The sequence below is a fragment of the Acinetobacter sp. V116_7 genome (assembly GCF_056735735.1).
This window is the reverse complement of the sequence record NZ_JBWZIF010000028.1, coordinates 569,554-582,495: the sequence shown is the minus strand read 5'-3', so window position 1 is coordinate 582,495 and position 12,942 is coordinate 569,554. Positions and strand designations below refer to the sequence as shown.

The following is a 12,942-nucleotide window of genomic DNA, read 5'->3' as shown; positions in this document are numbered from 1 at the left end:
TTAATCCTTATGTGAAGTTGAAGGGCTATAGAGATAAACTACCCAGTAAGAAATACTTAAGACTAAGCTTAAAGTTGCTGGCAATAAAAATGCTTGTAACTTTAAATACGGATGTACTAGCGCTGCGAGAATCCCACCAAGCAGAAAACCTGTAAAAATAAGTAAATGTAAAACAATACGTCGGTTTTCTACTGGTAAGCCTCTGGCTTTATATCCAAGTGCTAAACCAATATCTGTTAAAACACCAGATAGATGGGTAGTTCGAATAATGGTTCCTTTATAATGGCTTACCATCGCATTTTGTAAGCCCATCGCTGTACAAGCCCATAATAATCCATAGCGTGGAAAATAAGGAAGTAATAGCCAACAAAGAAAAATGAATAAGGCAACAAGACTCAAAGGTAGTCCATAGCGACGACCTAATCGAAAATGACTGCTGCCTAAAATAAAACCACTATAAAATGAACCGCAAACATAACAAATAATTACCAGAAGCAAGAAAATGATATGTTCTGGCTGCCACTCTACCAAACTCATAGCTAGCATACTAACGTTGCCAGTCATATGTGAAATAGATTGATGCAAAAGGGTAATTAACCCTAATACATTAATCATTCCGGCATTGAATGCCAGTAAAAAGGCTCCAAGTTGGAACCAGTTTGGTAGACGTTGAAATGGCATGTGTTTAAGAAGCTTGCTTAGAGCGAATATCTACAGCTGCGGTAAATAAAACATCCGTAGAAGAGTTAAGCGCTGTTTCTGTAGAGTCTTGCAATACACTAATAATCATACCAATAGCCACGACTTGCATAGCAATTTCAGTTGAAATGCCAAATAGACTACACGCTACTGGAATTAGAAGTAAAGAACCACCAGCTACACCAGAAGCACCACATGCTGAAACTGTAGCAACAACTGATAAAATAAGCATTGTTGCAAAATCAACATGAATTCCAAGCGTATGTACAGTTGCTAGCGTAAGTACAGTAATTGTTACTGCTGCACCCGCCATATTAATTGTCGCACCTAATGGAATGGACACACTTGCTGTAGATGGATTAACACCTAAGCGTTCTGCTAAATCTAAGTTAACTGGAATGTTGGCTGCTGAACTTCGTGTGAAAAAAGCAGTAATCCCACTTTCTTTAAGACACTTAAACACAAGAGGGTACGGATTCCCGCGTATGGTAAGTGCAACAAGAATTGGATTAATAACTAAAGCAACAAAGAACATCGTACCCAATAGGACTATTAATAATTGTGCGTAACTTTCAAGAGTCGCGAGGCCAGCGTCAGCAAAAGTTACTGCAACCAAACCGAAAATACCAACAGGTGCAAAAGCAATTACTTTATGAATAATAGCGCTGACAGCATGAGCAACATCTTGCATTACTTCTTTAGTGGTGTCTGAGCTATGGCGCATAGCTAAACCTAAGCCAATTGCCCAAGCTAAAATACCGATAAAGTTTGCTTCACTGATTGCTTGAACAGGGTTCGCAATAAAGCTCAAAAGCAGATTTTTTAAAATATCGGCTAAACTTCCTGGGGCTTGCAAATCATTGTGCGAAACAGTGTTAAGGAACAAAGTGCTAGGAAAAGAAAGACTCACAATCACAGCTGTGAAAGCAGCAAGCAACATACCGACTACATATAAAATCAAGATTGGACGTAAATTTGCACTATGACCCACTTGGAAGTTGGCGATAGAGGAAAGTACCAATACAAAAACTAAAATAGGGGCAACCGATTTTAAGGCTTTAATAAAAAGCTCACCAAATAAACTTAAATAAGGCGTAACGTTTGGAAATAATAATGCAACGCCAATACCTAAAATAATGGCGATAATAATCTTAGTGACTAAGCTTAATCGAGAAAAGAATGCAAGCATATAAAGGCCTTATTAACCTAATCATGGCTAAAGGTTGAACAAGCGGAGTATTTTATACTTAAGTTAAGTGAATCTTAAGCTTTTTTATGCTAACTAGATTTTTTTATAGTGATTGGTAATATTAAACTATTGTTTTAATTTTATTTATTATTGAAATTTAACTTTTCTCGTTAATTGTTTTGCTTGTTAATTGTTCGTCAGAAAAAGAGTTATATCAAATAACTATCAAATCGCAGAGAAATGAATAGATGAAATAATAAAGGGGATCAGTGAGACTTTGGAAAAGCTACGCGAATTTTCAAAACTCTGTGCTTGGACTAAACTCTAAGCTTTCAAGCTGAAAAATCGCATATTTCAGGAAATTACTAATATTATTATAAATTTATAGTTTAAAGATATTATTTACTTGCGCAGTACAGTTGGTGAAGCGTATTTAAAATTGAATGCATATTGTCGTCCTTAATAGAATAAAAAATTTGCTTACCATCACGACGAGTTGATACAACGTCACTTTTACGTAGCATCATAAGTTGTTGTGAAAGAGTGGGCTGTGTAATTTGGGTCTTCTCTTCAATTTGTGAGACATTTAGCTCTTCATAAGCTAAATGACATAAAATTAATAAACGATCTGTATTCGCCAAAGATTTGAGAATTCCAACGACTGAATCAGCCGCATTTTTCATTTCTTCAATTTGGAGTCCATCTTTCATACTTTATACCTATATCAATATAGCGGGCATAGTATAGATTGATCTTGCACAAATGAATGTAGCAAAACTAATCAATCCAATTGTTTTTGTTGAAAAGCAATATAAGGGGAACTGATAAATAAGTAGTATTTTTAATTAAAAACAGTTGTTTGTAGTTCTTTTGTGTCTAAAGTGTTGCATTGTGTTATAAGTTTAATTGTTAAGTATAAGTGAATTGAAGCTAATATGAAATAACTGCTATTCCACTCTGATAAATAGTTAAATCTAATTTATCTTTAAATGAATCATAAAAAATGATTGAGTTTTTATTTTTTAAATATATAATCTGTTTTGTACAGACAGGTCTGTATATTTTGGTTCGGTAGGGTCGAAAAAAACGTCTAATTTTGAACCAAAATGACTTTCAGACGCAGCGTGATAGATAAGAAGAACATTAATATAAGAAGAAGAACATCACGCTTTATTTTTAAGCGGCTCTTTCAAAGTCGATTAACTTTTCAACTCGATTCCAATAATCATAAATTTTTATTGAACCATGTTCGACTTGAGCTTGAATGGTCATACCTTCCAATATATTAACGAGTAGTAAAGATAAAGGACCTGGTTCTTTTACATCATATTGATTAAGAAGATTTTGCATAAGTTGAGTCAACCAAGCTTTATACAACGTAGCAGGTTGGTGTGTTGACGGATACTGTTTTAAAACTTCTTCCAAAGCTTTTTGAAACATACAGCCATTAAAATCTTCACTATTAAACCAGTCGGAATACCATAAGAATACTGCTTTAATTCTCGCGAGAGGGTCTAACTCATCATGTTGTGATAAGGCTGAAGTCAGAGAGTTTTGTAAAAGCGTATTCCGTAGAAGTAGGCATTCTTCAATTAATTTTTCTTTTGATGGAAAATGCTTATAAAAAGTCATTTTTGCAACGCCAGATTCATTAATGATGCGATCTACCCCTATAGAATTATAGCTATACGAGTTAAAAAGTCTTAATGCGGTGTTAATAATGTCATCTTTTTTCGACATATTTTTTAGCCTCTCACAAATGAATTGCTATTCGCTTGAACTGTGATCTGTATTAATGAGAATCTGGATCTTTAATTTTACAAGGTATTGTTTGTTATTGATAGAAAAAAGATATTATTTTTTTAAACGGTATCGTTTAAATTTTAAGGAAAAAGTAAGTAAGAGGTATGCTATTTCTCTAATAATAAGGTTTTCTATTTTTAATTTTGTTTTCAAAATTTTTTATGCTTAATAACTTTAATTACGCGCTATTTAAGGACTTTCAGGTAAATTTAATGAGTAATAATCGAGTTTATTTTGAGTTAGATTGTTAATTTAAAAAGTAGACTTTTCCACGGTCATGTAAAAGTCTACTTTTATTAAGACGTTTACTCTGCAGGAGGTAAAAGCATCAGAATAGATTCATTTAACAAGTGAGCAACGTTCTCTAATGTTTCATCATCATTAAATTGGCTATCGAAAGCTAGACTTTCTCCATTAGCAATTGCTTTTAATTTTTGCTCAAAGGACTCAGCTATAAATAGGGCTTCACCATTGCCCCAAAAGTTTAGGGTGCCGTTTTTTTCTGTATAGAGTAGGCGAGAGGCAGGCTCTAAAAGAACTTCGTAACCTTCATGTAAAATTTCCTTCAAGTCATCGGCTTCGATTTCATCAGCCTCTGGAATATTATCCGGATATTTAGGTTCACTCATATAAGACATGATAGCGGCATCAAGTGCTGCCGAATCCTGTAATTGAGCTAATACTAAGTCTTTTAGGTGGCTAAGTTCAGAGGTATTAATTTCACCAATTTGACTTATCTGTTTGCGTACTATGTCAACAACAGGATTTTGCAATAAACTATTAGCTGAAAATTGATCACTAATACGTTCCATCATCCCTGCAACGTTTGGCATGCGAAAACCAAATGAGAACGTTAGGCAATCATCTTCAGCAACGCCATAATGCGCCATTCCAGGTGGAACATATAGCAAATCACCAGGTGCCAAAATTTCATCAAATTGTACATCTATTTCTGGCAAGAGTTTTAATGGTTGATTCGGTACAAAGGCAGTATTTGCATCGCACATTTGTCCTAACTGCCAGCGACGATGTCCATGACCTTGAACTAGAAACACATCATAAAAATCAAAATGCTTTCCTACTGAACCACCTTTAGGAGCGTAAGAGACCATAATGTCGTCGCGGCGCCATTGAGGAATAAATGGAAATTTTTTCCAAAGTTCAGACAAATCAAATGAATAATGATCTACAGCTTGTACTAAAAGCGTCCATAGTTTTGGTAGCTTTTGAAAATCACCCTTGGTTAAAGGTGAAGACTTGACATGCCATTCATTTGGATTTTTATCTTTTTGGCGAATGAGTCGGGCACTCGCATGTTCTTCCAAAGCAAGTTCTTGCACATCTTCGGGCTCTAAAAGACCGACAATTTCTGGCAACCCGTTACGTACCAGTAAAGGTTTTTTCTGCCAATATTCTGCTAAAAATTGTTCGGCAGTAATACCGCCTAAAACTGCTAAAGGTTCTGTCATGGAAATAACCTATTTATAAAAACATCTAAAATTAAGGAATTTGTAGACCAAGCTGCCTTAAAATATGGCAAAGTTGAATCATGGGTAAACCCATAAGTGTCGTCTGATCTAGGCCAGTCATTTTTTCGAACAAACTAATTCCTAAACTTTCACACTTAAAGCTACCAGCACAATGGAGTGGTTGATCTAATGCAATATATCGTTCAATTTCAGCTTGAGTTAGGGTTCGGAATTTAACTTGATAATGTTCAACAAGCGTTTGCTCAAAACTCCCATCAAGCCATTGCACACTGAGTGCCGTACTAAAGAAGACAGTTCGACCTGAGTTTTCTGCTAACTGTATTTTGGCATTTTCAGTGGTCATTGGTTTACCAATGAAGTCGTTAGGAGCGTGTTCTCGCCATGCGACTTGATCGGAACCAATAATAATTGCATGTGGGTTTTGTGCAGCAATCACTTGAGCTTTTGTGAAAGCTAGCCTTTTCGCAAGTTCATCGGCATGGGTTTCACTGCGAGGGCTCTCATCAATATCAGGACTCACACAGATATAGCTAATCCCTAGGCGATCCATTAAAGCTTTACGGGTTTGACTGCTTGATGCCAAAATAATTTGTGGCTGAACCATTACACTGCAAATTCCATTAAAACATCTAAAGGCACATAGCTTAATACAGCTTGGTGACATGCATGTATTTTGATAGGAGGTGCTTGACCTGCTTGATATGCTTCAACCCAACGGGTTACACAGATACACCAGAAATCACCGGGTTTTAGACCAGGGAAATCTACTTCTGGTAACGGGGTAATAAGATCATTACCTATTTTTTGTGAAAAATTTAAGAAATCAGAGGTCATTTGCGCACATACGGTATGCTGACCAAGGTCTGTTACTGCCGTGTGGCAGAAGCCATTTCTAAAATAGCCAGTAATAGGGTCGAAACAACAACTTGCTAAAGGTTCCCCTAAAACATTTAAACGATTGATTTGTGGATCTGGATGAATAGACATAATGGATGAAATATCAAATGACTATCTCTATCATAATCAAAACTCAGGCTTTCTACAGCTTTTATGCAAAAAAACTAACCTTTTTTGATGTAATCATTTAAAATTGGCGCGTTTTTAAAATCATAAAGAGAGCTTTACATGAATTTTCAGCGTATGACTGACCTTAACTTAACAGGTAAACGTGTCCTTATTCGTGAAGATTTAAACGTTCCTGTCAAAAATGGTGTGATTACTAGTGATGCTCGCTTACGTGCAGCATTACCAACTATCAAGGGTGCTTTAGAAAAAGGCGCAGCAGTGATGGTGTTTTCACATCTAGGTCGTCCTGTTGAAGGTGAACCAAAGCCGGAACAATCACTTGCACCAGTCGCTGCTTATTTAACAGAAGTATTGGGTCAAGAAGTTAAATTGTTAACAGATTACCTAGATGGCGTAGAGGTTGAAGCTGGTCAAGTTGTATTGCTTGAGAATGTACGTTTTAACCATGGCGAAAAGAAAAATAATCCAGAGCTTGCACAAAAATATGCTGCATTATGCGATGTATTTGTAATGGATGCATTTGGTACTGCTCATCGTGCAGAAGCGTCTACTGAAGGTGTTGCTCGCTTTGCTCCAGTTGCAGCAGCTGGCCCTTTATTGGCAGCTGAGTTAGATGCACTAGGCCGTGCAATGCAAACTCCTGAAAAACCAATGGTTGCAATTGTTGCAGGTTCTAAAGTTTCAACTAAACTTGATGTTCTAAACTCACTTTCTAGTATTTGTGATCAACTTATCGTTGGTGGTGGTATTGCAAATACATTCTTGGCAGCTGCTGGTTTCAATGTTGGTAAGTCACTATACGAAGCTGACTTGGTTGAAACTGCAAAACAAATTGCAGCTAAAGTAAGTGTTCCACTTCCTACAGATGTGGTAGTTGCGGATGCTTCGCAAATTAACTTTGAAGATTTCTTAGGTTCTTTAGCAGCAGCGCAAGCAGTTGTGAAGAAAGTAGAAGATGTAACATCAAATGACATGATTTTAGATGTTGGTCCGGAAACAGCTAAAGCATTTGCAAATATTTTAACAACATCAAAAACGATTCTTTGGAATGGTCCTGTAGGCGTATTTGAAGTTGATCAGTTTGGTGAAGGTACGAAAGCGCTTTCGCTTGCTGTTGCTGAATCTGCTGGTTTCTCTATTGCTGGTGGCGGAGATACTTTAGCTGCGATTGATAAATATAACGTTGCTGATCAAATTGGTTATATTTCTACAGGTGGCGGTGCCTTCCTTGAGTTTGTTGAAGGAAAGACTTTGCCAGCAGTTGCGGTTCTACTTGAGCGCGCTTAATACTGTTATCTAAAAAGAAGGAGGGATTGGGTTGCCAATCCCTTTTTTCATGGATAGGTCATTAAACTGTCATATATCTGCAATAAAATAGCGAGCATTAAATCACCAACTGTGGACAATAGTGATGAATTTAAAGCTTACATTTGCTGCTGTGTTAATTGTACCGATGATGTTGACTGCTTGTGCTAAGAAAGATGAAGCATCTCAGGCTGGGCAAGAATCGGCAGCTTCTACTGCTGTTTCTGAAAAAGTAACGCCTGAGCAACAAGCAGCAATTGATGCGATTGATAAGCCAGTTTTAGATGAAAAGAATACTGATGTGGTTGAAGGTAGTGCATCAAGTGAGGCTGCTGCTTCAGAAACACATTAATTTGTTGTTTTTTGTTAAAAAATCCCTGCATATGCGGGGATTTTTTTTGAAATACTGTGATTTGTTGCTGAATTGAAATAAATGAAAGGGTAGAATAACCCGCACTACCTGGGAGGATATTATGGCACTCATTTCAATGCGCCAGCTCTTGGATCACGCTGCTGAACATAACTACGGCGTACCAGCATTTAACGTAAATAACTTAGAACAAATGCGCGCAATCATGCTTGCCGCGGATGCAACCAATTCACCTGTAATTGTTCAAGCATCAGCTGGAGCTCGCAAATATGCAGGCGCTCCATTCTTACGCCATCTTATTTTGGCTGCAATTGAAGAATGGCCACATATTCCAGTGGTAATGCACCAAGATCATGGTACAAGCCCTGATATCTGTCAGCGTTCAATTCAGCTTGGCTTTAGCTCTGTGATGATGGACGGTTCATTAGGTGTAGACGGTAAAACACCTACATCTTACGAATACAACGTTGATGTAACTCGTAATGTCGTTGCTTTAGCGCATGCATGTGGTGTTTCTGTTGAAGGTGAGATTGGCTGTTTAGGTAGCCTTGAAACTGGTATGGCTGGTGAAGAAGATGGTGTTGGCGCAGAAGGTGTGCTAGACCACTCACAACTTTTAACTTCTGTTGAAGAAGCGACTCAGTTCGTTGCTGATACAAATGTTGATGCACTAGCAATTGCAGTTGGTACTTCACACGGTGCGTATAAATTTACGCGTCCACCTACAGGCGATATTTTGGCAATTGACCGCATTAAAGAAATTCATGCGGCATTACCAAATACTCATCTTGTAATGCATGGTTCGAGTTCTGTTCCGCAAGAATGGTTAAAGGTAATCAATGAGTTTGGCGGTAATATTGGCGAAACTTATGGCGTACCTGTTGAGCAGCTTGTAGAAGCAATCAAACACGGTGTACGTAAAATCAACATTGATACTGATTTACGTTTAGCTTCAACAGGTGCGATTCGTCAATTTTTGGCAGAGAATCCATCTGAGTTTGATCCACGCAAATACTTTGCTAAAACAGTTGATACAATGAAGCAAATTTGTATCGATCGTTATGAAGCATTTGGTACAGCTGGAAATGCTGACAAGATTCGTCCAATTTCTTTAGAGAAAATGGTTGATCGTTATAAATAATTCCCGTTAGGGTTTAATTTAAAAAACCGGTTATTTATAACCGGTTTTTTATTAAGTGAATTTTATTCATAAAAAAACCTGCGATGAACGCAGGTTTTAATGAAGACAAAAGACTTACTTTTGTAAGTTCTTTTTGTCTAGACTTGGATCTTTAATTTCTACATAAGCATTCGCACGCACTTCACGCAACCAGCTGTCGATTTCAGTATTAAATTGACGTTCACCTAAAATTTGACGTGCCATACGCTCTTGATATTCATGAGTCATATCTTTTTCACGTTTTTCAGTTACTTGTAAAATGTGCCAACCAAATTGAGTTTGGAATGGTTCGCTGATTTCACCGACAGGAATTTCCTGCATTTTTTTGTCAAATTCAGGCACCATCATGCCAGGCGTCACCCAACCTAAACTGCCGCCATCACGCGCAGAGCCTGTATCATTTGAGTAGGTCGCTGCAAGAGTTGCAAAATCATCGCCAGCTTTTAAGCGCTTATAGATGTTGTCAATAATTTGCTTGGCATTATCAAGGCTAACCACTTCAGACGGTTGAATAAGAATATGGCGAGTTTGATATTGAGGTACTAAAGCTTTTTGCTCATTTTGTTTACGTTCAATAAGCTTTAAAACATGTACACCATCACGTACTGAAATTAAGTCGGTTGTTTGACCTTCTTGTAATGGGGTAATACGGGCTGCAAGCTCGGCAGGAATATCTGAAAGTGGGCGGAATCCCATGTCAGCCCCATCAACTTTTGCATTTGCAGTTGAAAGCTTTTTCAATGCGTTTATATCATTACTTTGTGCAAGCTTCGAACGTACTTCTTGAGCTACAGATTGAACTTCCTGCGGATTATCACCAGTAATACGTATATGAATCACATGCGCTTGGTTGCCTAAAGCAGCTTGTCCCTGAGGTGATTTCAAGAAGTTTTCTACGTCTTGGTCACTAATTTTAATACGGGACATGACTTGTTGTTGGCGCAAACGGCTAATCGCTAAATCCTCAGCGATTCGGCCACGTAAACTTTCATAAGTTCCTGGTGCCATAGCATCCAACTTTTGCTGGAAAGCTTCTAAACTTTTACTTCCAGATTGACTTGCTACTTTTAAGACTGCTTCATTTAAGCTTTTTTCATCAGGTTTGATGCCATATTTTTTAACTTGTTCAAGTTGTGCCTCACGCAAGATGAGTTGATCTAACACCTGAAATTGTAAATATTGCTGAGGTGGAACCTCTTTTTTTTGTGCTTGTAGTTCGTGAGCGGCTTCAGCCATCCCTTGTTGAAGATCACTTTTTAAAATTACGCTATTGTCCACAATTGCCACAACTTCATCAGCGGGTTGGGCAAAACTATGCATTGATGAAGAGATTAGGGCAGCAAGGGTAGTTGCTTTAAAAAACTGTTTAAGATGCTTTGTCTTCATTAACGTTGTGTCCAAGATTGATTAATTTTGTTAAAACCTAAAACGCGATTTTCAAGTAAAGACGCGAGTTTATTGTTTAAACCACCTAAACCTTTTAGCGTAATTTCGGCCATAATGGCACGTTTTTCACTAACATCTGGAGATTTTGGATCATCTAGATCGTTATAGTATGAGCGACCATAGACAGAAATGCCCCAGCAACATGACTCATAGTTAACCCCTAGTAATATCTCGCGGGCAACATCATTGTCCATGTCATATTGTACGTGGCCCATAATACGCCAATTATCTTTAACTGGTTGTATAAACGATGCAACAACCTGATCGTAAGTATCTTGACGTCCTGCAATGTCTTTACGGTAGAAATAGCCTAAGTTATATAGGTTTCCTTTATCTCCAGTATAATAAACTTGGAAATCACGCTGAGCATTGTCACCATTAGACATCCATGCTGAGTTAGCAGCAATAGTGAAGTTTTGGTTTAACTGGCTTGTTAAACTTACAACTGGACCAGTGTTACTTTCAGTATCAATCTCATCTTGTTGCTTTAATGTCACACGACGATCTTCAAAATAATAACTTTGACCAACACTTGCACGTAAACGCTCTAAGCCGACTGTGTCAAAAAGGCTATAGCTTACGCCAAGTGATAGAAAGTTGTTGTCTTCAAGACGGTCATGTCCGTAGAAGCGGTAAGGGTTAAATAATTGATCGTAACTTACTGATGCTGAAGTTGAGTCAAAATTTGGATAGTTGTCTTGGTTTTTGTATGGAGCATATGCATAAAACGCACGAGGGGTAAGTGTTTGTAGGTACTTGCCCTCACGTTCAAAATTCAGTCCAGTATCCAATGTGAATTGAGGTACAACGACTGATTTATTTTCAGAACCGCCATCTAGACCTTGAGATGCAATACTGTCTTTATCGTAGAATGTTTGAATAGAACGTACTGAAACTTCAGGAATTACAAATGCTGCTGGTGTGCGGTAGTTGTAGCGTGTTGCAAACTGGTTGTAGATACGTGTACCGCTACTTTCCTGAGCAGAATCATCATTAATTGATTTCTTGAAGTATGCGGTATCGTTATTAAATTCGTATTGTAAACCTAATGGATTACCCGTGACATAATTTAATAAGAATTGTGGCAAGCGTGCATAAGGCTTATCAACATCGGCAATGTCTGGGTCAAGTGTCTGGAAATCTTCAACTTTAAGCTGAGCTTTTAAACCCGGAATACCGTGTTGATAGTTAAGTTCCCATGCTCTACGTAAGTTTAGGTCTGTTTTAGAGTTAGGGCTGCTATCTAAATCTGAGAAATAGTCTTTATCTGAAGCGTAGTTGTATTCTAGATTGGTCGACCATTGATCGTTGATATTCCAGTTATGTAAGAAATGGAAATCTTTACGATCTTTATCATCATATTCTTTGTCAGATGGCAACATGCCACCCCACATCTCGCCCGCACCAAAGCCATCGGTTAAATATCTAAAGTCACCTTTTAACATTGCACCGCGATCTGCTAAATAGCGTGGAGTAAGTGTCAGATCATAGTTAGGTGCAAGGTTTAAATAAACCGGAATAGAAAGCTCAACACCACCATCGTTTGAGAAACCAAACTGTGGATTAAGAATACCTGTAGTTCGGCGATCATCAATTGGGAAGTTAAAGTAGGGAATTGCTAGAACTGGAACATCTTTAACATATAGTTTTGTTCCGTGGGTTGTACCACGTCCAGTTTCCTGATTTAACTCAATTTTATTTGCTTGAATTTTCCAACCAGGTTTTTGACCCGGTGGACAAGTCGAGTAGGTAGCATCGTTAAGAACCATCACATTTGGTGATGTTCTTTCGATTTTCCCTGCATGACCATGAGCATGTTGCTGTTCAGAAATATAAAAACTATTTTCTAAATTACCAGTCTGGTTTTTTAGGTTGTAATTAATTTCGTCGCTCTGTGAAAGCAACCCACCTTGAGCGAGTTGTACTCGGCCTTGTGCGTGTGCAAAGGTTTGGGTCTTATCAATCGTAACCTTGTCAGCACGAACTGTGCGTCCTTCCTGATCAATAACGACATCGCCTTCTAAAACCGAGTCACCGGCAGGATTATAATGTCCATAATTAGCCGTAACGACAGAGGTTGTCTTATCGGCATCTAAGGCTTTGGTCTGTGGGTTAATCGGTGTAACCCAAGTACCCTGGCAAAATGCCGAGCTTAAATATTTATTGTCACGAAGCTGGGCCTCAGGTGCAGATTTATCAACATAGTACTGTTGAAAGAATTCTTGACCCGGGTAGGCTTCTTTGATGCTCGCTTTAAGTTGATTATTGTCTATATTGGAGACAACATCAGCTGACTCAGCATAACTTGATTGTATGGAGCCACATAAGAGCGTAAAAATAGCTGTCGCTAAAGGATTAAATTTAAACTGATGCTTCATTGTCTCATTAACCAAGTATGCTAATTCACAATTAATTATTGTCGCATCATAGAGAA

Annotated in this window: 12 protein-coding genes; 3 read left to right on the top strand and 9 right to left on the bottom strand. The window is 37.9% G+C overall.

Annotation, left to right across the window (positions count from 1 at the left end; translation table 11 throughout):
- The 7 genes from AC1PJP_RS16720 to AC1PJP_RS16690 form a co-directional block, all read right to left on the bottom strand.
- Entirely contained in the window at positions 1-681 is a 681-nt protein-coding gene (locus AC1PJP_RS16720) for a YoaK family protein (RefSeq protein ID WP_151768069.1), read from the bottom strand.
- A 4-nt stretch (positions 682-685) separates the two neighbouring features.
- Complete coding sequence (sstT, locus tag AC1PJP_RS16715) at positions 686-1,888, bottom strand: serine/threonine transporter SstT (RefSeq protein ID WP_013198098.1); 1,203 nt, start codon at positions 1,886-1,888, stop codon at positions 686-688.
- 398 nt (positions 1,889-2,286) lie between these two features.
- Complete coding sequence (locus tag AC1PJP_RS16710; RefSeq protein ID WP_002121379.1) at positions 2,287-2,598, bottom strand: ArsR/SmtB family transcription factor; 312 nt, start codon at positions 2,596-2,598, stop codon at positions 2,287-2,289.
- A gap of 466 nt (positions 2,599-3,064) precedes the next feature.
- Positions 3,065-3,628 carry a TetR/AcrR family transcriptional regulator gene (locus tag AC1PJP_RS16705; RefSeq protein WP_004792769.1) on the bottom strand — a complete coding sequence of 188 codons (564 nt, stop codon included), beginning with the start codon at positions 3,626-3,628 and terminating at the stop codon, positions 3,065-3,067.
- 368 nt (positions 3,629-3,996) lie between these two features.
- Entirely contained in the window at positions 3,997-5,160 is a 1,164-nt protein-coding gene (locus AC1PJP_RS16700; RefSeq protein WP_447507018.1) for a ribosomal protein uL16 3-hydroxylase, read from the bottom strand.
- Positions 5,161-5,191: 31 nt separating this feature from the next.
- A complete protein-coding gene (locus AC1PJP_RS16695; protein ID WP_151768066.1) occupies positions 5,192-5,785 on the bottom strand; it encodes a Maf family protein in 594 nt (197 codons plus the stop codon).
- Positions 5,785-6,168: a DUF2237 family protein gene (locus tag AC1PJP_RS16690; protein WP_003651438.1), complete on the bottom strand. Its 384-nt coding sequence runs from the start codon at positions 6,166-6,168 to the stop codon at positions 5,785-5,787. Before AC1PJP_RS16690 ends, AC1PJP_RS16695 begins: the two co-directional genes overlap by 1 nt.
- Before the next feature lie 138 nt (positions 6,169-6,306).
- Here AC1PJP_RS16690 and AC1PJP_RS16685 point away from each other — a divergent pair, with 138 nt between their 5' ends.
- The 3 genes from AC1PJP_RS16685 to fba all read left to right on the top strand — a co-directional run bounded on the left by AC1PJP_RS16685 (position 6,307) and on the right by fba (position 9,023).
- On the top strand, positions 6,307-7,494 hold the full coding sequence (locus AC1PJP_RS16685) for a phosphoglycerate kinase (RefSeq protein WP_151768065.1): 1,188 nt from the start codon (positions 6,307-6,309) through the stop codon (positions 7,492-7,494).
- 124 nt (positions 7,495-7,618) lie between these two features.
- The gene (locus AC1PJP_RS16680) at positions 7,619-7,864 is read left to right on the top strand and encodes a hypothetical protein (RefSeq protein WP_013198094.1); all 246 of its coding nucleotides are present in this window, start codon (positions 7,619-7,621) and stop codon (positions 7,862-7,864) included.
- Positions 7,865-7,985: 121 nt separating this feature from the next.
- Positions 7,986-9,023 (top strand): class II fructose-bisphosphate aldolase, encoded by a 1,038-nt coding sequence (fba, locus tag AC1PJP_RS16675; protein ID WP_005304678.1) that lies wholly within the window; start codon positions 7,986-7,988, stop codon positions 9,021-9,023.
- A 114-nt stretch (positions 9,024-9,137) separates the two neighbouring features.
- On the opposite strand, the gene AC1PJP_RS16670 is transcribed toward fba, so the two are convergent.
- Together AC1PJP_RS16670 and AC1PJP_RS16665 are read right to left on the bottom strand one after the other, a co-directional pair.
- A complete protein-coding gene (locus AC1PJP_RS16670; protein ID WP_199942178.1) occupies positions 9,138-10,448 on the bottom strand; it encodes a peptidylprolyl isomerase in 1,311 nt (436 codons plus the stop codon).
- Positions 10,448-12,886 carry an LPS-assembly protein LptD gene (locus AC1PJP_RS16665; RefSeq protein WP_479767749.1) on the bottom strand — a complete coding sequence of 813 codons (2,439 nt, stop codon included), beginning with the start codon at positions 12,884-12,886 and terminating at the stop codon, positions 10,448-10,450. The genes AC1PJP_RS16670 and AC1PJP_RS16665 overlap by 1 nt, the downstream gene beginning before the upstream one ends.
- Positions 12,887-12,942 lie beyond the last annotated feature (56 nt).